Source organism: Pantoea eucrina (assembly GCF_020079945.1).
In the GTDB taxonomy this organism is placed as follows: Bacteria; Pseudomonadota; Gammaproteobacteria; order Enterobacterales; family Enterobacteriaceae; genus Pantoea; species Pantoea eucrina.
Genome location: NZ_CP083448.1, coordinates 3,178,122 through 3,204,655 on the forward strand (window position 1 = coordinate 3,178,122; position 26,534 = coordinate 3,204,655).

Annotated in this window: 24 protein-coding genes and 1 riboswitch; of the genes, 12 read left to right on the top strand and 12 right to left on the bottom strand. The window is 58.2% G+C overall.

The features are described from left to right. Nucleotides 1-27 precede the first annotated feature (27 nt). Entirely contained in the window at nt 28-1,191 is a 1,164-nt protein-coding gene (locus LAC65_RS15130) for an HD-GYP domain-containing protein (RefSeq protein WP_039381059.1), read from the bottom strand. 146 nt (nt 1,192-1,337) lie between these two features. Then, nucleotides 1,338-2,732, bottom strand: coding sequence for an MFS transporter (locus tag LAC65_RS15135; protein WP_039381061.1), 1,395 nt, complete (start codon nt 2,730-2,732; stop codon nt 1,338-1,340). Between the two features lie 420 nt (nt 2,733-3,152). Between LAC65_RS15135 and LAC65_RS15140 the strand changes: the two genes are divergently transcribed. Next, nucleotides 3,153-4,067: a sugar ABC transporter substrate-binding protein gene (locus LAC65_RS15140; RefSeq protein WP_039381064.1), complete on the top strand. Its 915-nt coding sequence runs from the start codon at nt 3,153-3,155 to the stop codon at nt 4,065-4,067. Nucleotides 4,068-4,155: 88 nt separating this feature from the next. Here LAC65_RS15140 and LAC65_RS15145 read toward each other — a convergent pair whose 3' ends face one another. Further along, nucleotides 4,156-4,656, bottom strand: a complete 501-nt coding sequence (locus LAC65_RS15145) for a GNAT family N-acetyltransferase (protein WP_039381066.1) — start codon at nt 4,654-4,656, stop codon at nt 4,156-4,158. Nucleotides 4,657-4,719: 63 nt separating this feature from the next. Here LAC65_RS15145 and LAC65_RS15150 point away from each other — a divergent pair, with 63 nt between their 5' ends. Further along, nucleotides 4,720-6,552, top strand: a complete 1,833-nt coding sequence (locus LAC65_RS15150) for an ABC transporter ATP-binding protein (protein WP_039381067.1) — start codon at nt 4,720-4,722, stop codon at nt 6,550-6,552. Here LAC65_RS15150 and LAC65_RS15155 read toward each other — a convergent pair. Beyond that, the gene (locus LAC65_RS15155) at nt 6,549-7,673 is read right to left on the bottom strand and encodes a GNAT family N-acetyltransferase (RefSeq protein ID WP_039381070.1); all 1,125 of its coding nucleotides are present in this window, start codon (nt 7,671-7,673) and stop codon (nt 6,549-6,551) included. The genes LAC65_RS15150 and LAC65_RS15155 overlap by 4 nt on opposite strands. 362 nt (nt 7,674-8,035) lie before the next feature. Here LAC65_RS15155 and LAC65_RS15160 point away from each other — a divergent pair, with 362 nt between their 5' ends. The 3 genes from LAC65_RS15160 to LAC65_RS15170 all read left to right on the top strand — a co-directional run bounded on the left by LAC65_RS15160 (nt 8,036) and on the right by LAC65_RS15170 (nt 10,591). Continuing rightward, nucleotides 8,036-8,935 carry a LysR family transcriptional regulator gene (locus tag LAC65_RS15160; protein WP_039381072.1) on the top strand — a complete coding sequence of 300 codons (900 nt, stop codon included), beginning with the start codon at nt 8,036-8,038 and terminating at the stop codon, nt 8,933-8,935. 99 nt (nt 8,936-9,034) lie between these two features. Further along, complete coding sequence (locus LAC65_RS15165) at nt 9,035-9,976, top strand: glutathione S-transferase family protein (RefSeq protein WP_039381074.1); 942 nt, start codon at nt 9,035-9,037, stop codon at nt 9,974-9,976. A 9-nt stretch (nt 9,977-9,985) separates the two neighbouring features. Then, nucleotides 9,986-10,591: an alpha/beta hydrolase gene (locus LAC65_RS15170; protein WP_039381077.1), complete on the top strand. Its 606-nt coding sequence runs from the start codon at nt 9,986-9,988 to the stop codon at nt 10,589-10,591. Here LAC65_RS15170 and LAC65_RS15175 read toward each other — a convergent pair. The 4 genes from LAC65_RS15175 to mntP all read right to left on the bottom strand — a co-directional run bounded on the left by LAC65_RS15175 (nt 10,588) and on the right by mntP (nt 13,804). After that, entirely contained in the window at nt 10,588-11,385 is a 798-nt protein-coding gene (locus tag LAC65_RS15175; RefSeq protein ID WP_039381080.1) for a sugar phosphate isomerase/epimerase family protein, read from the bottom strand. The two genes, LAC65_RS15170 and LAC65_RS15175, sit on opposite strands and share 4 nt — an antisense overlap. Before the next feature lie 56 nt (nt 11,386-11,441). Further along, complete coding sequence (gene crcB, locus LAC65_RS15180) at nt 11,442-11,819, bottom strand: fluoride efflux transporter CrcB (RefSeq protein WP_039381082.1); 378 nt, start codon at nt 11,817-11,819, stop codon at nt 11,442-11,444. Nucleotides 11,820-11,905: 86 nt separating this feature from the next. Next, nucleotides 11,906-11,979: riboswitch (Fluoride riboswitch) on the bottom strand. A gap of 56 nt (nt 11,980-12,035) precedes the next feature. Further along, on the bottom strand, nt 12,036-12,872 hold the full coding sequence (locus LAC65_RS15185) for a fumarylacetoacetate hydrolase family protein (protein WP_039385664.1): 837 nt from the start codon (nt 12,870-12,872) through the stop codon (nt 12,036-12,038). Nucleotides 12,873-13,231: 359 nt separating this feature from the next. Continuing rightward, entirely contained in the window at nt 13,232-13,804 is a 573-nt protein-coding gene (gene mntP / locus LAC65_RS15190) for a manganese efflux pump MntP (RefSeq protein WP_039381085.1), read from the bottom strand. Between the two features lie 284 nt (nt 13,805-14,088). Here mntP and LAC65_RS15195 point away from each other — a divergent pair, with 284 nt between their 5' ends. Beyond that, entirely contained in the window at nt 14,089-14,334 is a 246-nt protein-coding gene (locus LAC65_RS15195; RefSeq protein ID WP_039381087.1) for a DUF1158 domain-containing protein, read from the top strand. A gap of 498 nt (nt 14,335-14,832) precedes the next feature. Then, nucleotides 14,833-16,443, top strand: a complete 1,611-nt coding sequence (mqo, locus tag LAC65_RS15200; RefSeq protein ID WP_039381091.1) for a malate dehydrogenase (quinone) — start codon at nt 14,833-14,835, stop codon at nt 16,441-16,443. 35 nt (nt 16,444-16,478) lie between these two features. Here mqo and LAC65_RS15205 read toward each other — a convergent pair whose 3' ends face one another. Further along, a complete protein-coding gene (locus tag LAC65_RS15205) occupies nt 16,479-17,066 on the bottom strand; it encodes a LysE family translocator (RefSeq protein WP_039381094.1) in 588 nt (195 codons plus the stop codon). 135 nt (nt 17,067-17,201) lie between these two features. Between LAC65_RS15205 and LAC65_RS15210 the strand changes: the two genes are divergently transcribed. Continuing rightward, entirely contained in the window at nt 17,202-18,662 is a 1,461-nt protein-coding gene (locus tag LAC65_RS15210; RefSeq protein ID WP_071669258.1) for an aminotransferase-like domain-containing protein, read from the top strand. Here LAC65_RS15210 and LAC65_RS15215 read toward each other — a convergent pair. After that, entirely contained in the window at nt 18,659-19,282 is a 624-nt protein-coding gene (locus tag LAC65_RS15215) for a glutathione S-transferase family protein (RefSeq protein ID WP_039381100.1), read from the bottom strand. The genes LAC65_RS15210 and LAC65_RS15215 overlap by 4 nt on opposite strands. Nucleotides 19,283-19,389: 107 nt before the next feature. Between LAC65_RS15215 and LAC65_RS15220 the strand changes: the two genes are divergently transcribed. After that, on the top strand, nt 19,390-20,238 hold the full coding sequence (locus tag LAC65_RS15220; protein ID WP_039381103.1) for a PhzF family phenazine biosynthesis protein: 849 nt from the start codon (nt 19,390-19,392) through the stop codon (nt 20,236-20,238). A gap of 26 nt (nt 20,239-20,264) precedes the next feature. On the opposite strand, the gene LAC65_RS15225 is transcribed toward LAC65_RS15220, so the two are convergent. After that, the gene (locus LAC65_RS15225) at nt 20,265-21,023 is read right to left on the bottom strand and encodes an SDR family NAD(P)-dependent oxidoreductase (RefSeq protein ID WP_039381106.1); all 759 of its coding nucleotides are present in this window, start codon (nt 21,021-21,023) and stop codon (nt 20,265-20,267) included. A 115-nt stretch (nt 21,024-21,138) separates the two neighbouring features. Between LAC65_RS15225 and LAC65_RS15230 the strand changes: the two genes are divergently transcribed. The 3 genes from LAC65_RS15230 to LAC65_RS15240 all read left to right on the top strand — a co-directional run bounded on the left by LAC65_RS15230 (nt 21,139) and on the right by LAC65_RS15240 (nt 24,731). After that, on the top strand, nt 21,139-22,038 hold the full coding sequence (locus tag LAC65_RS15230; protein ID WP_039381108.1) for a LysR family transcriptional regulator: 900 nt from the start codon (nt 21,139-21,141) through the stop codon (nt 22,036-22,038). A gap of 69 nt (nt 22,039-22,107) precedes the next feature. Beyond that, the gene (yhjD, locus tag LAC65_RS15235) at nt 22,108-23,109 is read left to right on the top strand and encodes an inner membrane protein YhjD (RefSeq protein WP_039381111.1); all 1,002 of its coding nucleotides are present in this window, start codon (nt 22,108-22,110) and stop codon (nt 23,107-23,109) included. A gap of 287 nt (nt 23,110-23,396) precedes the next feature. Beyond that, nucleotides 23,397-24,731, top strand: coding sequence for an MFS transporter (locus tag LAC65_RS15240; protein ID WP_039381113.1), 1,335 nt, complete (start codon nt 23,397-23,399; stop codon nt 24,729-24,731). A 231-nt stretch (nt 24,732-24,962) separates the two neighbouring features. Here the strand turns inward: LAC65_RS15240 and ilvC are convergent, their stop codons facing one another. Continuing rightward, nucleotides 24,963-26,438 carry a ketol-acid reductoisomerase gene (gene ilvC, locus LAC65_RS15245; RefSeq protein ID WP_039381116.1) on the bottom strand — a complete coding sequence of 492 codons (1,476 nt, stop codon included), beginning with the start codon at nt 26,436-26,438 and terminating at the stop codon, nt 24,963-24,965. Nucleotides 26,439-26,534 lie beyond the last annotated feature (96 nt).

Genomic DNA, 26,534 nt, shown 5'->3' on the forward strand with positions numbered 1-26,534 from the left:
TAAAGAAAGTATAAATATGGCGTAAAATTAAGCGCTTTCCAGCGCCCAGACGCGGTTAAGGTCGATGTTCTGCCACAGCGACCCCTCTTCAGCACCGGTAATGCTGTCGGTACAGAAGCTGTCGCCTAAATCGACAATTTCCGGTTTCACTTCGCGCCGGGCATGCAGCGACCAGAAGACGTGCAGTTTAGGCTTCAGCAGCGATTTTTCACCCGCCTGCACCACCAGCGCGACCCGTCCCGACGCCAGACGTACCAGCGATCCGACCGGATAGATGCCAATCGACCGTACAAAACTGTGCAGCAGCGCGGGATCGAAATGGCCGCGCCAGCTCAGCATATTGTGCATCGCTTCTGCAGGCGTCCAGCCTTTACGGTAGGGACGATGCGAGGTGAGCGCGTCATAGACATCACAGACGGAGGCCATGCGGGCATAGAGCGTGATCTCCTCGCCGCGCAGGCCGTGCGGGTAGCCGCTGCCATCAAATTTTTCGTGATGATGCAGCGCCACATCCAGCAGATCGTAGCCCGCATCCGCCTCCATCAGCATCTGCGCGCCAACAATCGGGTGTTCACGCATGACCGCGAACTCATCGTCGCTCAGCTTGCCGGGCTTATTGAGGATCGCCAGCGGCACGGCCGCTTTGCCAACGTCGTGCAGCAGGCCAGCCATGCCTGCGCGACGCAGCCGGTCGGCCTCCAGCCCCAGTTTCTTCCCGAGCGAGATCATCAGCCCGCACACCGCCATGGAGTGCAGATAGGTGTAGTCATCGTGATTTTTCAGGCGCGCCACGCTGAGCAGCGCTGAAGGCTCACGCGCAATCGATCCCGCTATCTGATCAACCAGATCGAGCGTGAAGCTGAGATCGAGGCGCTGCCCCATACGGGCCTCATTAAACATCGCCAGCACGCGCGGCTTGCCCTGGGCGAAAATCTGCTGCGCCTGATCCAGCTCGCGGAAAAAGGCACTCTCCGCAACCGGCGCTCTGACGGGCTGGCTGTGCGGGATCGGCACCGACTTATCGAGATCGATCCAGACCTGGCGGATCCCTTCACTGCGGATCATGGCGATCTGGCGGCGGTCAGTGATCAGCATAAGGTTGCGAATGCGCCGATCTTTCAGCCACCAGACCTCAAGTTTGTGGATAAACATGCCCTCTTGCAGTTCGTCCACGGAAATCAGCTTTATCACACGTACTCTCCTGACTCGCTGTGGATGGTCAGGAGGGGTATCGGCAGCTGATCAAAAAATCTTCAGAGGCGTTTTGTGCGGCTGTGAGCCCGCCGGTAAAGCGCACATTTTCCCGCTGGTGCCCTTTACCGGTGGCGGTGAACAGACTACCGGCTCAGAGCGCCTTCGCCCTGCTCACGGCGCGGCGTGCGCGTCTGGCCCGCAGGCGTCTGGCTCTCTGCGCGCTGAATCGGTCCCATCACCAGCAGAAACAGCAGGGCCGCGATAATACAGTGCGCGCCAACAAACAGCAGGCCAACGCTGTAGCTGCCGGTCAGGCCGACAATAATGCCAAACAGTAGCGGCGTGATGAAGCCAGCCATATTGCCGATACCGTTGAAGATGGCACCAGCCAGCCCTACCGCCTCTTTTGGCGCGGTATCGCTGACAATGGTCCAGGTGCCCGCGCCCGCCGCCACGCCCTTGCCGAAGAACGCGAAAGACATGATAGCGATAATACCGGCGTTGCTCGGGATCACCGCGGCCAGCGTCAGCGAAGCCGCCATCACCATACCGGCGATAAACGGCCCCTTGCGCGCCCAAGAGAGGCTCCAGCCGCGCGCCAGCAGCCTGTCAGAGAGGAAACCGCCGCTGATGCCGCCAAGAAATCCAAACAGCGCCGGCGCAATGGTGGCAAAACCGGCATCCATGATATTCATGCCGCGCGCCTGAACCAGATAGATAGGGAACCAGGTAATGAAGAAGTAGCTGAGTGCAATCGTGCAGTACTGCCCCAGATAGGCGCACCACAGCATGCGGCTGCTGAGCAGCAGTTTAAACATGCGTTTATCGACCGGAGGACGGGCTTTCAGCGTCTCTGCGGCATCAATATCCACCAGCGCACCGCCCTGCTCAATGTAGTCCAGCTCGCTTTTTGTCACGCGCGGATGCTGACGCGGCGTGTGCATCCACGCCATCCAGCCAAACACGGCCAGAATGCCGATGGTGCCCAGCACAAAGAACGGCCACTCCCAGCCAAACCGCATGACCAGCCAGCCTGAGATGGGCGAAAAAATGGCGACGGCAAAATATTGCGCCGAGGCAAACAGCGATGAGGCGCGGCCGCGTTCGGCTCCGGGAAACCACATAATGACCGCGCGGGCGTTGGCGGGAAAGCTCGGCGCTTCTATCAGCCCCAGCGCAAAACGCAGCGCAAACATCAGCGTCAGCGTCATGGTTACGCCGGCGGAGAACTCACCGACAAAGCCCATCAGCAGCGTGGAGACCGACCAGAGCACCAGCGTCGCGCCGTAGACTTTTTTGGTGCCAAAGCGGTCGAGCAGCAGGCCGCCGGGGATCTGACCAATCACGTAAGCCCAGCTGAAGGCGGAGAGGATCAGGCCAAGCTGGATCGCTGAAAGACCAAACTCCTCTTTAATTGCGGAACCGGAGATCGACAGGATCGAACGGTCAGCATAGGCCACCACCGACAGAAACAGGATCAGACACAGGATCCAGAGGCGCACACGGCTGGTTTCACTGCGGGTTTGACGTTGCAACATAGGCTCAGTTCCTTGAAAGGGGAAGCGTCCTGTCGCGATGCGACAGGGATCAGCAATACCGCGCAATCTTTACTGTTCAGCAACTATAGAAAGCGGGCTGGTGCGCGGTCATTGTGCGGTTGCAGGGATCGGCAGGTTAAAAACGGTCCCGCTTTCAGCGTTTGGCACAATGCCGCGTGCTGTGCCGCACAGATTGCCGATCTTTCTCCGGTGACCGCCGCAGAGTGTGCGCCAGGCGAAAGAAAAGGCGGCTGGCGCTGGCTATGTGGGAGCCGATCTGTGCTCCCGGCAGCAAAACGCGCACCGGCAGATTGTCAGGCTTGCGCGCCGATCGTAGTCTCAAATGGTTGCAACAGGTCATTTTTAATTTTACTGAAACATTTGTTCCATCCTCTCTTCTCTCATGCTCTGGAGTACGCAATGAAAACAGTAAAAGCGGTGCTGCTGGTGGGATTGCTTTCGGCTTCTGCGTCGTCGCTGGCGGATAAAATCGGCGTGTCGATGGCCTACTTTGATCAGAACTTTTTAACCATCATCCGCCAGTCGATCGATAAAGAGGCGAAAGCGCGCGGGCTGGCGGTGCAGTTTGAAGATGCACGCGGCGATGTCGGCCGTCAGACCGATCAGGTACAGAGTTTTATCGGCGCGGGCGTGGATGCCATCATTGTCGATCCGGTGGACTCGGCCAGCACGCCGCAGCTGACCCGTCTGGCACAGCAGGCAAAAATTCCGCTGGTGTATGTGAACCGTACGCCGGGCGATAAAACGCTGCCGCCGGGAGTGGTGTTCGTGGGCTCGGATGAGCGTGAGTCGGGCACGCTGCAGATGGAAGCGCTGGCTAAAATGGCTGATTACAAAGGCAATGTGGCGATTATGATCGGCAATCTCACTGATGCCGGTGCCCTGCAGCGCACGAAAGATGTGGAGCAGGTGGTAGCAAAATATCCCGGCATGAAAGTGGTGCAGAAACAGCCGGCTAACTATGCGCGCAACGAAGGCATGGATTTAATGCTTAACTGGCTTGGCAACGGCGAGACGATTGATATTGTCGCGGCGAACAACGATGAGATGGCGATTGGCGCAGCCATGGCGCTGGCAAAAAGCAACAAAAAGCTGCTGATTGGCGGCATTGACGCCACGCCGGATGGTCTGCAGGCGCTGGCGCAGGATAAAATTCAGGTCACCGTATTTCAGGACGCTATCGGCCAGGGCAAAACCTCTGTTGAGGTCGCGCAAAAGCTGATTGCCGGTGAAAAAGTCGCTTCTCACGTCTGGATCCCGTTTGAGCTGGTCACCAAAGAGAATATGCAGAACTACGTTAAAAAGAGCCAGTAGTCCCGCCTGAGAACGCAGCAGAGCCGCACGGTGCGGCGGCTCTGCTGTCAGCTCTTCTTTTCGCGCGCTTCAGAAGGCGCGCGCAGCGTCACTGACGGTCGCGCAGTTTCGCCATCACCACAATATCGTGATAGTCGCCATCGCGCAGGCACGCTTTGCGCTTTACGCCCTCATGCTCAAAGCCCAGACGCGTATAGAGGCGCAGCGCGCGCGCGTTGTCATGAAACGCTTCCAGCTCCACGCGGATAATCCCCATCCAGTTAAAGGCGTAGTCGAGCCCGGTGCGGATTAGCTGCTCGCCGATGCCGCGTCCGGCAAACGCCGGATCAACGCTGATGCCAAAGCTCAGGCTGTGGCGGGTGCGCAGCCGCTGTTCGGTAAACAGCGTCAGTTCGCCCACCAGCTGCCCATCCAGCTCAGCGACAAATGCGATATAGCCTTCAGCGTCCATGCGCTCAAATTTTTTCTCCCACGTGGCTACGCTGGGAAAGGGCAGCTGCGTGGTCCAGCGATATACCTCTGGCTGACTGTAAAGACGCTGGTAAGCCGCGGCGTCGCGCGGTTCGCGGCCGCGAATCTTTATCTCCATATCCGTGATCTCCGTCTGATTGCACTAAGCTGTTAACTCTGACCTTCCGGAAAGAGTGACCCTATGTTGTTTCGCCGTTTTGAACGTTTTATCAATATTTTTCAGGATGCACCAACGGATTCTCCCCCCGCCACCCTCGGCGCGTTCTATCGCTACTATCTGCGTCAGGTATGGCCAGGTTTCGCCGCGCTGCTGGTAGTGGGCCTGGCGCAGGCGCTGATTGAAGTGGCGCTGTTCAGCTATCTCAGCCGCATTATCGACCTCGTCAGCCATGCCACGCCGGCGACGCTCTTCAGTGAACACTGGCCGACTCTGCTCTGGATGGCGGCGGTGGCGCTGATCCTGCGGCCGGTGGTGATCGCCCTGCACGACCTGCTGGTTCACCAGAGCATCAACCCTGGCATGACCAGCATGATCCGCTGGCAGCATCATAACTATGTACTGCGCCAGAGCCTGAACTTCTTTCAGAACGATTTTGCCGGCCGCATCGCCCAGCGCATCATGCAGACCGGCAACGCGCTGCGCGATTCAGCGGTACAGCTGGTGGACGCCATCTGGCATGTGGTGATTTACGCCGGTACCTCGCTGGTGCTGTTTGCAGAAGCGGACTGGCGGCTGATGATCCCGCTGGTAATCTGGCTGATCGCTTACAGCCTGTCACTGCGCTTTTTTGTCCCGCGCGTGAAGCAGCGGTCGGTGGTCTCTTCAGAGGCGCGATCGCGCCTGATGGGCACCATTGTGGATGGTTACACCAACATTGCCACCATCAAGCTGTTTGCGCATACCGATCTGGAGAAGCGCTACGCACGCGAGGCGATTCAGGACCAGACCGACAAAACCCGCCACGCCAGCCGCATGGTGACCAGCATGGACATCACGCTCTCTGCGCTCAATGGCCTGCTGATTGTCAGCACCTCCGGGCTGGCGCTGTGGCTCTGGAGCCAGTCGCTGATCAGCGTCGGTGCCATTGCACTGGCGACCGGGCTGGTGATCCGGCTGGTGAATATGTCAGGCTGGATCATGTGGGTGGTGAACGGTATTTTTGAAAATATCGGCATGGTGCAGGATGGGCTGGGTACTATTGCGCAGCCGCTCAGCGTCCAGGATGCGCCGGCGGCGCCACCGCTGCGGGTGACGCGCGGTCAGATCCGCTTTGAAGATGTGCGCTTTGATTATGGCACTAACCGTCAGGTGATTAACCGGCTGAATCTGACGATTAAACCGGGTGAAAAAATCGGCCTGATTGGCCCTTCCGGTGCCGGTAAATCCACGCTGGTGAATCTGCTGCTGCGCCTGTATGACCTCAACGGCGGCCGCATTGCGATTGACGATCAAAACATTGCGGATGTGACTCAGGCGAGCCTGCGCGGGCAGATTGGTATGATCACGCAGGATACCTCACTGCTGCACCGTTCCATCCGCGACAATCTGCTCTATGGTCGTCCCGACGCCACGGAAGCGGAGCTGCAGGCGGCCATCACGCAGGCGCGTGCCGATGAGTTTATTCCGCTGCTCTCTGATTCTCAGGGGCGCACCGGGCTGGAGGCGCACGTCGGTGAGCGCGGCGTCAAGCTCTCCGGCGGTCAGCGACAGCGTATCGCTATCGCCCGCGTGCTGCTCAAAGATGCGCCGATTCTGATTATGGATGAAGCCACCTCGGCGCTGGACTCTGAAGTGGAAGCGGCCATTCAGGAGAGCCTGGAGAGCCTGATGCAGGGCAAAACGGTGATCGCTATCGCCCATCGTCTGTCGACCATTGCGAAGATGGACCGGCTGGTGGTGCTGGAGCAGGGGGAGATCGTGGAGATGGGCAATCATCACGAGCTGCTGGCGCAGAACGGTCTCTATGCCCGCCTGTGGCAGCATCAGACCGGCGGTTTTGTCGGCACCGATTAATCGCCGCGCCGGAACGGCAGGGCTGCACGCGCCTCATCGGCCCAGTCGTGCACCCCTGCCCGTTCCTGCTGCAGAAAATCCTCCACCGCCGCGCGCAGTCCCGGATGCGCCAGATAGTGCCACGAGTGCGTTATCACCGGCTCAAAACCGCGCACCAGTTTGTGCTCACCCTGCGCTCCCGCATCAAAGCGCTGCAGCCCTTCTGCGATAGCAAACTCCATGCCCTGATAGAAACAGGTTTCAAAATGCAGGCGGTCAAACTCTGCCAGACAGCCCCAGTAGCGGCCATAAAGCGTGGTACTGTCGCACAGGTAAAAGGCCATCGCGGCAGGCCGCTCATCCAGCGTGGCGATAACCACGCGAATCGCCTGCGGCATACGCTCTGCCAGCAGACTGAAAAATGCACGCGTCAGGTAAGGACGCTGGCCGCGTACCGCATAGGTGCTGACGTAGCAGGTGTAGACAAAATCCCACTGATCCTCCCGCAGTTCATCACCGCGATACCAGCTAAAGACAAAGCCGCTCTGCTGCACCAGCTCCCGCTCTTTGCGCAGCTGCTTGCGTTTACGCGACATCAGCGTATCAAGGAAGTCGGCAAAGTCGCGGTAGTGACGGTTGTGCCAGTGATACTGCAGGCCGAGGCGCATCAGCCAGTCGGACTGCTCTGCGATCAGGGCATTGGCGGGCGGCGTGGTGAAGTTGATATGCGCCCCGCTTATCTGTCGCGCCAGCAGCGCGTCCGGCAGCGCGGTCAGCAGCTGAGTGATGGCGGACGCTTCGCCCAGCAGACGCTGCCCCGTTACCGGACTGAACGGAACGGCACCGAGCCATTTGGGGTAGTAGCGGATCCCCGCGCGCTGGCACGCCTCGGCCCAGGCCTGATCGAAGACATATTCTCCGCGCGAGTGGGATTTAACATAGCCCGGTAGCGCAGCGACGGTTTTGCCCTGCTCCCGCCAGAGCAGGTGTGCCGGCTGCCAGCCCGTTTCAGCGCGCACGCTGCCGCTCTCCTCAAGGGTGGTCAGAAAGGCGTGGCGTAAAAAGGGCTGATCGTCAGGCAGCAGCGCGTCCCATTCAGCAGCCGCGATCTCCGTCAGTGATGATAGAAAATGCAGTGACATGCAGCTCTCCCGGCCAGGGGCGCCCTTTATGACGCCCGGATGAATGCGTATACGATACGTCACGACGCCCTTTCCCGCCATGATGCAATGCAGGGGCGGTGCGAGCTGCGGCCAGGGGCGCATTAATGCACCCCCTGCGATGCCCCCGCAGGGGCGCCATTAATGGCGCCCTGGGTTAATGCGCGGGGGGAACGTGATGACGCCATTTATGGCGCCCGGGTTAATGCGCGTGCGAAACGCGATGACGCCGGCGCGGTGCGGGCTGCGGGCAGGGACGCATTAATGCGCTCCCTGCGACGGAATTCCCGCCCGGGAGCGCCGGTTGATGCGTATACTCTGGCTTTGGCCTGCCTGGAGAGAAGATGGATCGACTTGATTGTGACCGGATGTTTGTCGCTGTACTGGAGACGGGCAGCTTTGCCGCTGCGGCAATGCGCCTTGGCGCCAGCAGCGGGCAGGCGTCAAAGCTGGTGTCGCGGCTTGAGCAGCTGCTGGGCGTTCAGCTGCTCAAACGTACCACGCGGGCGCTCTCTCCGACCGATGCGGGCCGCGCTTACTATGAACGCATTAAAACGCTGCTGGATGCGTTTGATGCGCTGGATGACGCTATGCGCGAAAATGCCAGCCTGCCCTCTGGCCGGCTGCGTATCAGCGCGCCTGGCACCTTTGGAACGGCGGTACTGGCACCGGTGCTGGTCGCGTTTGCCCGTCACTATCCGCTAATCGAGCTGGACGTCAGCTTTTCCGATCGCGCTGTCAATATCGTGGATGAAGGGTTCGATCTGGCGGTGCGCATCGGCCGCCTCGATGACAGCAGCCTGATCGCCCGGCGACTGGGTGACGTGCCGGTACATATTGCCGCATCGCCGGCCTACCTGCTCCGGCATGGCACGCCACAGCACTGGCGCGATCTCGCCCGACACCAGTGCATCAGCGACACCAACTTTCGCGATCCGTGGAACTGGCCTTTTGTCACGGCTGCAGGCGACAGCGCCACGGTACCGATCCGCGGCCGCCTCTGTTTTTCCAACACCGAAGCGTGCCTGCACGCTGCCGTCGCCGGGCTCGGTATCGCCCGCCTGCCCGGCTTTATCGCCACGCCCGCTCTGCAGCGTCAGGAGATTGTTACGATGCTGGCGGAGTTTGCGCCGCCGCCCATGGGGCTGTTTGCACTTTACCCCTCTGCCCGTTTTCTGGCGCAGAAAACCCGGCTGCTGATCGACTTTCTGGCCAGCCACTTCCTCCATCAGCCGCCCGCCTGATTACTTCCATTTCGGAAAGAATGAAAGCCGTTTTGCCTGGATTATCACCAGGCCCGCGGCGCGCTACTCTCTGCGCCCTGATTACACAGGAGCAGCGTTATGTTAGTGAATGGCAAATGGAGTGAAGCCTGGCATCCGGTACAGGCCACCGATCGGCAGGGTGGATTTGTACGACAGACCTCGCAGTTTCGTCACTGGATCAGTGCTGATGGCACAACCGAATTTGCCGCAGAGCCGGATCGCTACCATCTCTACGTGGCGCTGATCTGCCCGTGGGCATCGCGTACGCTGATTGCGCGCAGCCTGAAAGGTCTGGAACAGGTGATTACTGTTTCCGTGGTTGAACCGCAGCTGGGCAGCGCCGGCTGGCGCTTTGGCGATTATCCGGGGGCGCAGCGCGACACGCTGAACCAGGCTGAGTATCTGCATGAACTCTATACCCGCGCCGATGCCGCTTTTACCGGACGCGCCACCGTCCCGGTGCTATGGGATAAAAAGACGCAGACTATCGTCAATAACGAGTCGGCCGATATTCTGCGCATGCTGAACAGCGGCTTTGGCGATCTGGCTGACGATCGCCTGGATCTCTATCCTGCCGATCTGCGCACGGAGATCGATGCGCTGAATGAAACGATCTACACCCGGTTAAATAATGGCGTTTATCGTACCGGCTTTGCCACTACCCAGGTAAGTTATCAGCAGGCTTTCAGCGACGTTTTTGCGCAGCTGGACGAGCTGGAAGCGCTGCTGAAAGATGGCCGTACCTTTGTGCTGGGCGAACGCCTGACTGAAACCGACATCCGGCTGTTTGTCACGCTGATTCGTTTTGACGCCGCCTACTATGGCCTGTTCAAATGCAACCTGCGTCGTCTGTGCGACTATCCGCTGCTGGATCGCTATCTGAAAAGCGTTCTGGCGGTCTCGGGCATACGACAGACGGTGAACATGGACCATATCAAACAGGGTTACTATTCGATTAACGCTCTGAACCCCAACGGCATCGTGCCCGCCGGGCCGGATATGGCAGCGTACGGTTTTTAAGGAGCAGGCATGGCAAAAGCACTGGTTATTTTTCTGCATGGCGTTGGCAGCAGCGGTGACGATCTGGCGGTGCTCGGTGAGCACTGGAGCGGGCTGCTGCCCGACGTGGCGTTTGCTTCCCCCGACGCGCCCTGGCCATTTGAGCATGCGATGGGCTATCAGTGGTTCAGCCTGACCGGCGTTACGCCGGAGAATCGTCCGGCGCGCGTGCGTGCGGCGCGCGATGCATTTGATGATACGCTGCAGCGCCTGATGGCGCAGCACGGCATGCCGGATGCCTGGGAAAACGTTATTCTGGTCGGCTTCTCGCAGGGATCGATCATGGCGCTGGATGCACTGGCTTCAGGACGCTACCCGCTGGCCGGCGTGGTGGCATTTTCCGGCCGGCTGGCATTCGACGAACCGCTAACCCCGCAGTCCTGCGCTTCCGCGCTGCTGATCCACGGCAAAGCGGATGAGGTGATCCCCTTCAGCGAAACAGCGTCCGCCGTCAGCCGGTTACAGGCGGCAGGCGTTAACGTAACGGCCGCTTTCGAAGCCACCACCGGGCACACCATCTCGCCGCAGGGCGCAAGAGAGGCGGTAACCTATATTGCGCAGTGCCTGCAGGATTAGCGCCAGCAGCGATTCAGCGCCTGCCAGGCGCGCCGTGCGCTCTCTGCCGCCGGCTGCGCTTTCAGCTGGTCATTGAATACTTCAATGCCAACCGGACCAGCATAACCGGCTCGCTGCAGGCGACTGACAAAGCTGGCCACATCAATAATGCCGTCGCCCGGCAGCAGCCGCTGGTGACGCGCATAGTCGCTCAGCGCCTGATTATTCTGCGGCGGCTGTTCAGCCATATCGCACAGCTGGACTTCATAGATACGGCTGGCCGGGATGCCCTCAAGGTGCGACGCGTCACCACCCAGCGCGCAGATATGAAACAGATCCACCACCAGGCCAACATTAGGCAGATCAAGACGCTGCAGGCGCTGCCAGGCAAGCGGCAGCGTATTGTCCACGCTACTCCACGCCATAGGCTCATACATGATGCGCATCTCATGGCTCGCCGCTTCCGCCGCCAGCCAGCGCAGATCGTCATCAATGCGTTCCGGGATGCAATCCTGTCGCGTGGTGGCAGGCGCCTGGATGGTGTCGCAGCCAATCGCACGCGCCAGCCGGATAAACTGCTGCAGCTCCTCACGCTTTTGCTGGCGCTCGCTGTCCGGCGCGCCGGTAAAATCGCGCAGCACCTGCAGATTAGTGAAACGGATCGCGGAGTGCGCTAAGTGCGCCGTCTCCATCTTTTCTACATCCTCGCGCCAGATTTCAGCCTGATCAAACCCTGCATCCTGCGCCGCGCGCAGCTTTGCTGCAGGCTCGCCCTGCAGCAGGACCAGATTAAGAAAAAGTGGATTGCCCGGCATGGTTACGCTCCTTTGCGTCTGAACAGAATCTTCCCTGACGGGCCGCTGGCGGGCGCTCAGCCGAGCAGGTTAACCACTGCAAAGCCCGCAAAGGTCATCAGCAGCGAACCCACGACATGCACCAGCACGCTCGACATTGCCCACAGGTATTTACCTGATTGTAGCAGGCTGACAATTTCTGCTGAGAAGGTAGAAAACGTGGTCAGGCCGCCGCACAGACCGGTAACGATCAGCAGTTTCCATGCCGGATCGAGCTGTGGGTAACGCATAAACCACGCCAGAGCGGCGCCAATAATGAAACCGCCCACCAGGTTGACGATCAGCGTGCCTGGCGGCAAATCAGGAAACAGCGCGTTAAAACGTAGCGAGATAAGCCAGCGCAGGGTGCAGCCAGCAGCTCCGCCGACGATTACGGCACACAGCGACTTCAGCATAATTTGATCTCCGGAATGAAGCGCGCGTAACGGCAGCAGGATACGAAAAACGCCTGACCCGCCGCCCTCTCCGCGCAGGGATAAGCGTATAGTCAGGCGTCATCAGCCGTCTGAAAACAGCGGCGGTTGGATCGGGTGGTACGCCATCACCCGTGCTGAGATAATACGCTATCGCCGGTAAACGATCACCCTGCCGGCAGCAGCGCCGGGTTACGGTCAGACCACCCGGTGACGCAGACGACCGATTTTTTCAATCTCCACTTCAATCTCATCACCCGGGAACATAAACAGCGGTGGCGTACGCTTTTTGCCGACGCCGCCGGGCGATCCGGTAATAATAACGTCTCCCGGCGAGAGTGGGCTAAACGCAGAGATATACTCAATAATTTTCGCCACCGGATGCACCATACTGGCCGTGGTGTCGTTCTGCACTTCGCGCTGGTTAAGCCAGGTTTTGATCGCCAGCTGCTGCGGATCGGGGATCTCATCAGCCGTGGTCATCCACGGGCCAAAGCCGCCGGTCTGCTGCCAGTTTTTTCCGGCGGTAAACCAGGTAAACTGCATATCGCGGACAGTGGCATCCATAAAGCAGCCATAGCCCGCCACATACGCCAGCGCGTCGCTTGCCGACACCTGCGAGGCGGCTTTGCCGATAATCACGGCCAGCTCGCCCTCATAATCAAACTCTTCGGTGGTCGCAGGCTTCAGCAGCGGCTGTTCATGCGCCGCCAGTGAGTCAGCGAAACGGACAAACAGCGTGGGCGCCTCCAGCGTTTCCGCAAACTCTTTACGTTTATCGGCATAGTTCATACCGACGCAGAAAACTTTTCCCGGCTGCTCAATGACCGGCAGAAAACGAATGGCACTAAACGCATGATCCGCTGGCAGATGCTCAAATGCGGCCAGATCGCTGATACCGCCGCGCGCCAGCAGGGTTTTCAGATCGGAACAGGCGTCACCCAGGCGCAGCCCAAGATCAACAACACCCTCTTCCTGCACGATGCCATAGCTTTTGCGTGCACAATCAATCAGATAAAAACTGCAAAGCTGCATAACCGCCTCGTTATAATAAGAAATGGCGCGCAGCGTATCAAAAGCCAGCCAGAAATGCGGTATGACCTGCAAAGAAAGTGGTGAAGGTTTGTGTCAGTCTGCGTGCGGGAAAGGACAAAGATGAGAGGTGATAATCATCCTTCGATCCCTGAAGGCGATTATCGAGGGTAACTCTGGACGCTTAAGAAAGCGCGCCCGGCGGTACGTGTTTAAAGGTTGCGACATAGGCGCGAAACACATAACGGAAAAAAGCTTTCATGAAACACCTGACTCAAATATTGTTGAAAAATTACGCGCAAATTATAGCGGCAGCACGTTTTTCATGCAATTTTATTTGAGCCAGATCACAAAATTAACGTTCAGCTCATCAATCCCAGATGCTCGATCAGAATCGTGCTGCCGATACAGATCAGGACCACACCCCCCAGCACTTCTGCCCACTTGCCCAGCACCGGGCCGATAAAGCGTCCCACCAGCACACCGGTTGTCGCCATCAGCGTGGTTGCAGCACCAATGGTCAGCGCGGTGAACAAAATATTAACCTGCAGGAAAGCGAGACCGACGCCGACGGCCAGCGCATCAAGGCTGGTGGCAACCGCCGTCAGCGCCAGCACCATAAAGCCGTGCTGCTGCGGCGCTTCGCAGGGCTCATCTGCTGTCTGGCGGAACCCTTCCATAATCATACGGCCGCCCAGTACGCTAAGCAGACCAAAGGCCACCCAGTGATCCCACGCCATGATGTAGTGACTGGCCGCCAGGCCGATTGCCCAGCCGATCAGCGGCGTCAGCATTTCGATGGCACCAAAAATCAGGCCAGTGCGTAAGGCTTCTTTTATTCCCGGACGGTGCAACGACGCACCTTTACCCAGTGCAGCGGCAAAGGCGTCCATTGACATGCCAAAAGCCAGGATCAGGGTTGCGATGAATGTCATGGGTTTTTAGCCAGTTAGCGAACAAATGCGTAAATCCTCTGCTTTGTTCGTATTAATAAGTCAGTCATAAAAAAGTGCGCGCAGTCTAGCATGCAAATACCCCAAAAAAAAGACAACAAAATCAGGGGCTTAAGTATAGCAAAGGCTATAACTCTTAACTGCCGCTATTTTTAACGCTAAGTTGATGGAATCGCAGAAATTTCCTGGCGTCATCTGATTCACAGATTGCACTGCCCGCCCCTTTTATGCGCTAATGCACGCGCAATATTGACAGGAAAAGAGCGATGAAAAACCCTTTCGAAACACTGATTATTCCAGGCGGGATCCTGCTGCTGGGCTTTCTTTCGGCGCTTCTGCTGCCCGCCCCCTCTTTTGGTCTGATATGGGCGCAGCGACTGCAGCAGAGCTTACACCTCCAGGATCTCAACCAGCTCTATACGCTGGTATTTTGCCTGTGGTTTTTGCTGCTTGGCACGCTGGAGTTTTTTGTTATCCGTTTTATCTGGCGTCGCTGGTTTCAGATGCGCTGACCCCTCTCTCAAACGCTTCGCCCGTTAAAATCAGAATCACAGAAATGTAACACTATTTTTACACAAACGGGCGACATATCACGCAACAAAAAATCCCCGTTTCCAGCTCACCATAAATATTTCTTATTATTCAGAATGTTATTTTGTGATACCTGTCACTGTTCAACTTTCAACCTCTGCGACCTCGTCACAATTACATAACATTGATATCTGCATAACCTGCTGATTAGCGGATAAAAATATCTTATAAGCTGCCGCTCAGGCTGATTAATTCTTATGCTGAATCATTTCGGCATTTAAAAAATAAACAAACGTTTAATTCCAATACGAGAATGTTATATTCAGAAGCATATGCATAACGTGTAGTTAACCGTTATCGCCCCATTGGCTTAACCTGAGTCTTAACCCTTTGAGATAGCGCAGCGCGCGTAAGCCGCGCGGCTATTTTGCCTGCCAACCTGTTGAGCTTCAGGTCAACAGAAGAGGAGATGTCGCCTCATGAGCAACACTGCGGTAAACCTGGCGCTGAGCAGCGCTGCAATGGATGGTGCAAAACGTCAGGAACGGAAAGAAGTTGATGTCCTGCTGATTGGCGCAGGCGTGATGAGCGCTACGCTCGGCACCTGGCTGCAGGAGCTGGAGCCAGACTGGTCCATTGAAATGGTTGAGCGTCTGAATGACGTCGCAGTGGAGTCCTCTAACGGCTGGAATAATGCCGGTACCGGTCACGCCGCGCTGGCGGAGCTTAACTACACGCCGCAAAAGGCGGATGGTTCGATCGATATCGCTAAAGCAGTAGCCATCAACGAATCTTTCCAGATGTCGCGTCAGTTCTGGGCGCATCATGTGCAGAAAGGCAACCTGCAGGATCCCAAAAGCTTTATCCATACCACGCCACACATGAGTTTTGTCTGGGGTGACGCTAACGTCGACTTCCTGCGCAAGCGTTTCCAGGCGCTGCAGAAGAGCACGCTGTTTCGCGGCATGCGCTATTCCGAAGATCGCGATCAGATTGCGCAGTGGATCCCGCTGGTGATGAAAGGACGCGATCCGCAGCAGAAGGTAGCCGCCACCTGGACCGATATGGGTACAGACGTCAACTTTGGTGAAGTGACGCGTCAGCTGATCGCCGCCCTGGAGAAAAAAACGCATTTCCGCCTGCGTATGCGGCAGGAAGTGCGTGACCTGGTGCGCCTGAACGATGGCCGCTGGCAGGTTACGCTGATGAACCTGGATACCAGTGAACAGCGCACCCTGATTACCCGCCAGCTGTTTATCGGTGCCGGCGGTGCGGCGCTGCCGCTGCTGCAGAAGTCAGGCATTCCTGAGGTCAAAGGTTACGCCGGCTTCCCGGTAGGCGGCTCTTTCCTTGTCACTGAAAATCCGGATGTGGTCGCGCAGCATATGGCCAAGGTCTACGGCAAAGCCAGCGTCGGCGCACCGCCTATGTCAGTGCCGCACGTTGATACGCGCGTGCTGGATGGCAAACAGGTGCTGCTGTTTGGCCCGTTCGCCACCTTCTCCACTAAGTTCCTGAAACAGGGTTCGCTGCTGGATATGTTTGGCGCGATGAACACCAGCAACCTGCTGCCGATGATGCAGGTCGGCCTGAAGAGTTTTGACCTGGTGAAATATCTGGTTGATCAGGTGCTGCAGAGCGATGCCGATCGCATGGAGGCGCTGCGCGCCTATGTGCCGCAGGCGAAACAGGAAGACTGGCGCCTGGTCACGGCGGGCCAGCGCGTGCAGATCATCAAAAATGATGAGCTGGAAGGCGGCGTGCTGCGCCTCGGCACTGAAGTGGTGACGTCTGCTGATGGCTCTATTTCTGCGCTGCTGGGCGCCTCACCAGGCGCATCGACCGCGCCACCGATTATGCTGGAGCTGATGGCAAAAGCTTTCCCTGAGCAGATGCGCTCACCGGAGTGGCAGACTAAAATCCGGGCCGTTATTCCGTCCTGGGGCCGCAAACTTAATGGTGACGTGGCGCTGACTGAGAAAGTACTGGCCGATACCAGTCGCATACTGCAGCTGGAATATGAGCCGGTGATCACCTCGCATGCGGCAAACGACGAAGCGCGGATCACCGCTCACGTGGTCGGCAAATAGCTGACTGCTCAGGTGCGCCGCCCGGCGCACCTGCTCTATATTGCGCTCAGCGCGTCATACCCCATCCAGCCGGTCGTTGCCAGCAGCGATAGCGCCATCAGCGTGTTAAACAGGCGCCGCTTCCAGTGCGTCTGCAGGTACGTCCGCAGCCGATCGCCCAGCGCTGCCCAGAGCAGAATGCAGGGCAGATTGAGCGCGGCAAAACCGGTCAGCACCAGCCAGACGTTGCTGCTGCTGGCGTAAAGCAGCGCAACGTTGGTCACCATCAGCCAGGCCTTGGGATTAACCGCCTGAAAAGCCATGCCGCCCAGCAGCGTCATCGGACGCGGACGGACGCTGGCCTGCGGCGCACCGGCGCGAAAAATTTTCCATGACAGCCACAGCAGATAGCCGCAGCCCGCCAGCGTCAGCGGCAGGCGCACGGCTGCCATCCACGTCAGCAGCAGCTCCAGCGCCACGCTTGCCAGCAGCATCTGCAGCGCGCAGCCGAGCAGTATACCGCCCAGCACTGGCAGCGTGCGACGAAAGCCGAAATTGACCCCTGATGTGGCCAGCAGCAGATTGTTCGGGCCGGGCGTAATAGACATGATGGTGACATAACTGAAAAAGGCGGGATCGAGCATAGACGTTCTCCGGACTGAATAAGCTGACTCCATCGTAATGCCGTCACCGCAATGGCAACAGAGACAGTAATTCAGTATTGTAATGGGTACAGTCACACTTTTTCTGCTTTGTACCTGTCACTTCCGGAGGCCATTGTGTCCCTCGCGTTTACTGACGATCAACCGCGCTACCAGCAGCTGGCAGCAAAATTTGCCGACGCTATTCATCAGGGTTCGCTGCGGCCGGGTGCCCGCCTGCCCGCTATCCGGCGAGTGGCGCAGTCGCACCAGCTCAGCGTAAATACCGTGATCAGCGCCTGGCAACTGTTGGAAGATCGCGGCCTGATTGAGGCGCGGCCGCAGTCAGGTTATTACGTTCGCGGCGTATTGCCTGCCGTTACGCTGCAGCCGCAGCCGCCCACCGCAGAGAGTGGCGATCCGGATGCACAGAAGCTGGCGCTGATTGAACAGGTTTTTGCCGCGCAGAATAATCCCGACTACACCAATATTTCGCTGGCCTGTCCGCAGGACAGTGAGCTTTTTCCTTCAGCGAAGCTGGGCCGTATCACCGCCGCGCTGATCCGGCGCCAGGGCGACATTATCGGTCGTTATGCGCTGCCTCCCGGCAGCGAGCGGCTGCGCGAGGAGATCGCCCGGCGCAGCGTGCATACCGGACTGAACCTTACCGCTCAGGCGATTACCCTGACCCACGGCTGCATGGAGGCGCTGCAGCTGGCGCTGCGCGCTGTCACGCAGCCCGGCGACTGTATCGGACTGGAATCCCCCACCTATTTTTTCCTGTTTCCGCTGCTCGCCTCGCTCGGACTGAAAGCGCTGGAGATCCCCACCGATCCGCAGCGCGGTCTTTCGCTGGACGCGCTGGAGATGCTGCTGCAGGAGCAGCGCATTCAGGCGCTGATCGCTATGCCGGGCGCGCAAAACCCGCTGGGCTACGTGATGCCGCTGGAGAACAAAAAACGGCTCGCTGCGCTGATGAATCACTATCGCATTCCGCTGATTGAAGACGGGCTCTACGATGAATTGCAGTTTGACTGGCCGCTGTCACCGCCGGTTAAGGCGTTCGATCGCGATGGCTGGGTGATTTACTGCACCAGCTTTACCAAAACCGTGGCGCCTGATTTTCGTATCGGCTGGACCGCCGCGGGCCGGTTTCATGCCAGCATTGCGCGGCTGAAAGCGGTCTCGTCGATGACTGAATCGCGGCTGCTGAGCGAGACGCTGGCAGAGTTCCTCGCCAGCGGGGGGTACGATCATCATTTGCGCTCGCTGCGCCGGCGCTATGCGGCAAATCTGGATGCGGCGCGGGGCATTCTGGCGCGCCATTTTCCGCAGGGAACACGCGCCACGCTGCCGCGCGGTGGCTTTGTCTTCTGGGTCGAGCTGCCGGGTAAGATTGATACCGTGCTGCTGTTTAATCGTCTGCTGCAGGAGCAGATCTGCGTCACGCCAGGCGCGCTCTACACGCTGAGCGAACGCTACCGGCATGCGCTGCGCCTCTCCTGCTGTTATCCGTTCGACGCGCGTTACACCCGTGCCTTAGCGCGCACGGGTGCTCTGGCGTGCGAGATGAGCGGCATTGCCCCTGCTGCGTCTTAAGGCGTGCCGTTGCGTCCCCAGGTGGTAAATCCGGGGCGCTCGGTCAGCCGCTCATAGTAGGTCTGTATTGCCGGAAAATCGGGGTGATCCAGCGGCGTTTCAAACCAGCGGTTTACGGCCAGTCCAATGGGAATATCCGCCAGGCTAAAGTGACGCCCGGCCACATAGCGGCCCGATTTTTCCAGCTGCTGATTGAGTATCCCCATGGTGTGCGTCCAGCCTTTCACCGCTGCTGCGAGCAGACGGGGATCCTGATGCGCTGGTGAATTTCGTACCAGCGACATAAAGGCGTAGCGCCAGGAGGTGTTAAGCTCGGTAGCCTGCCAGTCGATCCACTGATCCACCGGCGCGCGTAAGCGCGGCTCCTCCGGATAGAGCCATGCACCACCGTAGCTGTTGGCCAGGTAGCGCAGAATAGCGTTGGATTCCCATATCACCAGCCCGTCGTCGATGATGACCGGCACCAGGGCGTTGGGGTTCAGCGCCATAAACTGCGGTGCATGCAGCGACAGACCCTCGTCGCCCCAGGCTTCATGCTTATAGGTGATATTCAGCTCAGCGCAGAGCCACAGCACCTTGCGCACGTTGATTGACGTTTTACGGCCTAAAATTTTTAACATCGCGGACTCCGCCTGCAGAATTATTAATCTATTCATAGCCCTGTTAGCGCGCTTTTACCATGCGCAGGGTATCATTCCACATATTGGCTGACAGAAAAGGAATTGTTATGAGAGTGGCGTTTAAACAGGTGGATGTCTTTACCGCAACGGCATTTCGGGGAAATCCGCTGGCCGTGATTATGGATGCACAGGGATTAGCTGACGAACAGATGGCAGCGATTGCGCGCTGGACCAATCTGTCAGAGACCACGTTTGTGCTGCCGCCAGAGAGCAGCGCGGCGGACTATCGCATCCGCATTTTTACCCCTTCGGGTGAGCTGCCGTTTGCCGGTCACCCGACGCTGGGTACAGCCCATGCGCTGCTGGAAGCGGGCTGGCCGCGGAAAAACGCCGGCTGTATTGTTCAGGAGTGCGGTGTCGGACTGGTTGAGGTGCGTATCGCCGCCGATGGCGCACTGGCATTCGCTGCCCCTGCGGCAACCCTGACGCCGTTCAGCGATGCGCTGATGAGCCGCGCGCTTAACAGCGAGGCCTTTGATCTGACGCAGTCGCCTGCCGTAGCGGATATGGGTATTCGCTGGCTGCTGATCCCGCTCAGCAGCGCGCAGGCGGTCGTCGACGTCACGGCTTCCGTGGCCGATCTGCAGCAGCTGCAGCAGCGGGCGGGCGTCAGCGGCGCGCTGATTTTCGGCGCGCTGCCGCCGGGGGAACCGGAGCAGTATGAGGTCCGCGCGCTGCTTGTGGAGAATGGCAGCCTGACTGAAGATCCGGTCACCGGCAGCGCCAACGCCTGTCTGGCTCGCTACCTGGCGGCCCAGGGCCAGACGCGCAGCTACCGGGCGCGCCAGGGCAGCGCGATCCAGCGCAACGGCCGTATTGACGTTACCTATACGGAAGAGGCGATCTGGATCGGCGGCCAGACGGTAACGGTTATCGACGGTACCATCACGCTCTGACGCGCCGCTCTTACGTCAGCAGGCGATCACAACGCCTGACCGCCCGATGCTTCAATGCGCTGGGCGGTGATCCAGCCGCTCTCCTCGCTCAGCAGCATGCAGATAGCGTCCCCAATGTCGTCCGGCAGCCCGACCCGCCCCAGCGCGGTGACGGACGCAATCTGCGCGTTAAGTTCACGCGTATCGCGCACCCGTCCGCCGCCAAAGTCAGTCTCAATGGCGCCCGGTGCCAGAATATTGACGCGAATGCGGCGCGCGCCCAGCTCCTTCGCCTGATAGCGCGTCAGCACCTCCATGGCGCCTTTCATTGCGGCATAGGTTCCGGAGCCAGGCTGCGTGATACGGGTCAGCCCGCTGGAGATATTCAGAATACGGCCGCCGTCGTTCAGCAGCGGCAGCAGCGCCTGGGTCAGAAAAAACGGGCCTTTCAGGTGCACATTGACCAGCGCATCAAACTCCGCCTCAGTGGTATCGGTCAGCAGCTGATAGTGACCATGACCGGCGTTATTCACCAGAAAATCGAACCGGTCGCGCTGCCAGACGCGCTGCAGCGTCTGCGTAAGCTGTTGTGCAAAGGCAGCGAACTGGCTGCTGTCGCCAACGTCCAGCGGCAGCGCAGCCGCCTGCACGCCCAGCGCTTCGATCTCCTCTGCCACTTTCTGCGCTTCATCAGCGTGACTTCGGTAAGTAAACACAATATGCGTGCCGCGTGCGGCCAGTTTCAGGGCTGCATTACGTCCCAGGCCGCGGTTTCCGCCGGTAATCAGCGCTATTTTGTGATTCATAACTCTCTCCTGCTGCAAAAGTGAACGTCTGATAAAGATATTCAAACCAAAGTGATCTATAAACGCAGATAACTGCGCAGCACTGTTTCAATAACAACAACAATCGGTGAACAACATGGATAAAATTCATGCAATGCAGGTTTTTGTACGGGTCGCGGAGATGGGCAGTTTTACCCGGGCAGCGGAAAGTCTGGGTTTACCAAAAGGCAGTGTGTCGCGTCAGCTGCAGGCGCTGGAGAACCAGATGGGCACGCGCCTGCTGCATCGCACCACCCGGCGCGTGCACCTCACCCAGGATGGACTGGTCTATTACGATCGCTGCCTCGATCTGCTGTCGATGATGGAGGATATGGACAGTCTGTTTCAGCATGACCCGGCGACGCTGAGCGGCAAGCTGCGGGTCGATATGTCGGTGGCGATGGCCACCAGCTTTATTCTGCCGCGCCTGCCGGAGTTTCTGCAGCACTATCCCGGCATTGAGATTGAGCTGAGCAGCAGCGATCGCGAGGTGGATGTGATTCGGGAAGGATTTGACTGCGTAGTGCGCGTGGGCGAGCTGAAAGATTCCGGTCTGATTGCGCGAAAAATTGGCACCTATGCCTTGATCAACTGCGCCAGTCCCGACTACCTTTCCCGCTTTGGCCGTCCGATACGGCTGGAGGAGCTGTCGCAGCACGCCATGGTGCACTATACCCAGCAGCTGGGTCAGCCTGCGCCGGGATTTGAATATTTCGATGGCCGCCAGTGTCACTATGTGCAGACCGGCGGCGTGGTGACGGTAAACAGTACTGAAACCTACCGTGCCGCCTGCCTCGCCGGGCTGGGGATTATTCAGGTGCCGGCAATGGGCGTTCAGCCGCTGCTGGAGTCGGGTCATCTGGTGGAAGTGCTGCACGCTTTTCCGGCAAAACCGATGCCGATTACGCTGCTCTATCCGCACCGCCGCAACGTGGCGCGCCGCGTGCGGGTGTTTATGGAGTGGCTGAGTCAGGTGCTGCAGGAGTATGTCACCTGACACATCCGCCGCCGCCGTTATTTACGGTATATAATTTCAGTTTCGCAGTGAACAGGATGCCTATCGTCTATGACAGACAAAACAACCCAGGAGTCAGCCGCCGATCCAAAGCCGCTGATCGATATCCACACCGGTAACAAAACCGTGGATGGCTCAATTCGTCGCGTGTCGCGCTTCGCCACGTGGTTTCAGTCTATTCCGGCCGTCGCGCACTTTATCCGGGCGCTGGATCGCTTTAATGACCGGCTGGGCAGCCAGTTTGGCGCGGCGATCACCTACTTCTCCTTTTTATCGCTGATCCCGATTCTGATGGTGTCGTTTGCCGCCGTGGGGTTTGTGCTGGCCTCTAATCAGGATCTGCTGTCGGAGCTGATTAACAAAATTGTCAGCAGCATCAGCGATCCTACGCTCGCCACCACGTTAAAAAATACCGTGAACACTGCGATTCAGCAGCGCGCTACCGTGGGTCTGACCGGTCTGCTGCTGGCACTCTATTCCGGTATCAACTGGATGGGCAACCTGCGCGAAGCGGTTCGCGCGCAGTCGCGCGATGTCTGGGAGCGAACGCCGGATGATAAAGAGGTGTTCTGGAAAAAATATCTGCGCGATCTCTTCTCACTCCTGGGGCTGATGCTGGCGCTGGTGATCACCCTTTCGCTGACGTCGATTGCCGGTGCGGCTCAGGCAGCGATCGTCAGCGCGCTGGGGCTGGATGGCATCGACTGGCTGCGTCCGGTAATGACAATTATTGCCCTCTCCATCTCCGTGCTGGCGAACTATCTGCTGTTCCTGTGGATTTTCTGGATCCTGCCGCGCCATAAGCCGCGTAAAAGAGCGCTGCTGCGCGGTACGCTGCTGGCAGCTATCGGCTTTGAGGTGATTAAATTTGTTATGACGCTGACGCTGCCGAAGCTGGCGACCTCTCCTTCAGGCGCTGCCTTTGGTTCAGTACTCGGCCTGATGGCATTTTTCTACTTCTTTGCCCGCCTGACGCTGTTTTGCGCTGCGTGGATCGCCACGGCGAAATATAAAGGTGATACGGAGATGCCGCAGCCGCGCCAGCCCTCCTGACAACGGGCACAGGGCAACCACCTGAACAGTAAAACCTGTTTCCTGCTGGCGAATTTTAGCGCTCCCGCCAGCAGGAAACGCCAGCCAGTCACTTTTATTTAGCGGTTTAGCAGCGATTCACGCCAGAAAAACGTTTCCTGCCGCTGCCATTCGCCACCATTCCGGTTAACTCAGACATTATCCTCTTTTTCGCCGAAAATCGTCGTTTTGCGACGCTTTTTGCTCATTGAATGCCGCATACCAGGTGCGTAATATTTCTGGTTTACATTTACAATTAAGAAACATTTATGCAAGCCTCCATCACAGAAACACCTGACGCGCTGCACGACGAAGCGCCGGTCAATTCGCGCGGTAAAGTTGTCGTAGCTTCTCTGGTCGGTACGGCTATCGAGTTCTTCGATTTCTATATTTACGCCACCGCAGCGGTTATCGTCTTTCCGCATATTTTCTTTCCTCAGGGGGACGCCACGGTTGCGACGCTGCAGTCGCTGGCAACCTTTGCCATCGCCTTTGTCGCGCGGCCAATCGGCTCAGCGGTGTTTGGTCACTTTGGCGATCGCGTCGGTCGTAAGGCGACGCTGGTCGCTTCGCTGCTGACGATGGGCGTCTCAACGGTGCTGATTGGCCTGCTGCCTGGCTATGAAACCATTGGCGTTGCCGCGCCACTGCTGCTGGCGCTGGCGCGCTTCGGTCAGGGGCTGGGACTGGGCGGCGAATGGGGCGGTGCCGCGCTGCTGGCAACGGAGAATGCGCCGGCGAAAAAGCGCGCGCTGTATGGATCGTTCCCCCAGCTGGGCGCGCCGATTGGCTTTTTCTTTGCCAATGGTACGTTCCTGCTGCTCTCCTGGCTGCTGACCGACGAGCAGTTTATGCAGTGGGGCTGGCGCGTGCCGTTTATCCTTTCTGCAGTACTGGTGCTGATCGGCCTCTACGTGCGCGTCTCGCTGCATGAGAGTCCGGTTTTTGCCAAAGTGCAGAAGGAGCAGAAGCAGGTGCGTATGCCTATTGGCACGCTGCTGAGCAAACATATGACGGCGACCATACTCGGCACCTTTATCATGCTGGCTACCTACACGCTGTTCTACATCATGACCGTCTACTCAATGAGCTACGGCACCGCGCCGGCGCCGGTCGGACTGGGCTACTCGCGCAACAGTTTCCTGTGGATGCTGATGGTGGCGGTAATCGGATTTGGCGTGATGGTGCCCATTGCCGGTCTGCTGGCCGATCGCTTTGGTCGCCGCAGAACGATGATCACTATCACGCTGATGATTATCGCTTTTGCGCTGATGTTCCCGCTGCTGCTCGGCTCCGGCTCGCAGATTCTGGTGATGGGCTTTCTGCTGCTGGGCCTGAGCATTATGGGCCTGACGTTTGGCCCGATGGGTGCGCTGCTGCCGGAGCTGTTCCCGACCGAAGTGCGCTATACCGGTGCCTCTTTCTCTTATAATTTGTCATCTATTCTGGGAGCGTCCGTAGCACCCTATATCGCCACCTGGCTCAATGCAAACTATGGCCTGCAGGCAGTGGGTTTCTATCTTGCCGCCATGGCGGTGCTGACGCTGATTGCCCTGATCGCCTGTAAAGAGACGCGGCACCAGACGCTGTATGATGCGGCGTAAACGCGTATCCTGATGCAGCATAAAAACCCGGCCAGTCCGGGTTTTTTATTGCGTAATGCCGCGGGACGGTGCGGCGCGGGGTATATCGTACAGGGGCCGCATTTATGCGGCCCGTTGTACCGGGACGGTGCGGCGTTGGGCGCCATTAATGGCGCCCCTACGGGAGGTGTGGCGCAATAAAAAACCCCGGCAAGCCGGGGTTTGATAAGGCTGAAAATTGTCGGTGGGAACTTAGCCAGCTACCGCGATACGTTTCATATCGGTCATGTAGCCACGCAGCTTGCGACCAACGGTTTCAATCGGATGCTGACGAATCGCTTCGTTAACGTCGCGCAGCTGTGCGTTATCAACCTGAGTGCCTTCTGTCGCTTTGCCCAGATCGCCCGGCTGCAGCGTGGTCATAAACTCCTCCAGCAGCGGTACAGCGGCGAATGAGAACAGGTAGTTGCCATACTCAGCGGTATCGGAGATCACCACGTTCATCTCATACAGGCGCTTACGTGCGATGGTGTTAGCAATCAGCGGCAGCTCATGCAGCGACTCATAGTATGCAGACTCTTCAATGATGCCGGCATCTACCATGGTTTCAAACGCCAGCTCAACGCCCGCTTTTACCATCGCGACCATCACCACGCCTTTGTCGTAGTACTCCTGCTCTTCGATTTTGCCCTCAAACTGTGGCGCATTTTCAAACGCCGTTTTACCGGTCTCTTCACGCCAGGTCAGCAGGTTTTTATCATCGTTCGCCCAGTCAGCCATCATACCGGAGGAGAATTCACCCGAGATGATATCATCCATATGCTTCTGGAACAGCGGAGCCATGATCGTTTTCAGCTGCTCAGAAAGCGCCCAGGCACGGATTTTTGCCGGATTAGACAGGCGATCCATCATCAGCGTAATACCGCCAAACTTCAGTGATTCAGTGATGGTTTCCCAGCCGAACTGGATCAGTTTTTCGGTATAGGCGACATCGTGCCCTTCAGCCACCAGCTTGTCGAAGCAGAGCAGCGAACCCGCCTGCAGCATACCGCACAGAATGGTCTGCTCACCCATCAGATCCGATTTTACTTCCGCTACAAAGGAGGATTCCAGCACGCCTGCGCGGTCACCGCCGGTAGCCGCAGCCCAGGCTTTCGCGATAGCCATGCCTTCGCCTTTCGGATCGTTTTCCGGGTGCACGGCGATAAGCGTCGGAACACCAAAACCGCGTTTATACTCTTCACGCACTTCTGTACCCGGGCACTTCGGTGCCACCATCACCACGGTGATGTCTTTGCGGATGGTTTCGCCCACTTCAACAATGTTAAAGCCGTGCGAGTAGCCCAGCGCAGCGCCATCTTTCATCAGGGGCTGAACCGCCTTTACAACAGAAGAGTGCTGTTTGTCTGGCGTCAGGTTAACCACCAGATCCGCCTGCGGGATCAGCTCTTCATAGGTACCGACTTTAAAACCGTTTTCTGTTGCTTTGCGGAACGAGGCGCGCTTCTCTGCAATTGCTTCTGCACGCAGCGCATAGGCTACATCCAGCCCGGAGTCGCGCATATTGAGCCCCTGGTTCAGGCCCTGTGCGCCGCAGCCCACGATCACTACTTTTTTACCTTTCAGGAAGCTGGCGCCATCGGCGAACTCATCGCGCGCCATAAAGCGACATTTGCCCAGCTGCGCTAACTGATTGCGCAGGTTTAATGTGTTGAAGTAGTTAGCCATGGGGTACTCCGCATCAATGTTGTGTTTGCATTATTGTCTGATAGCGGCGCCTGTTTCAGCGCTGCGAATGACCCCATCATATGACAGGAAATCCAT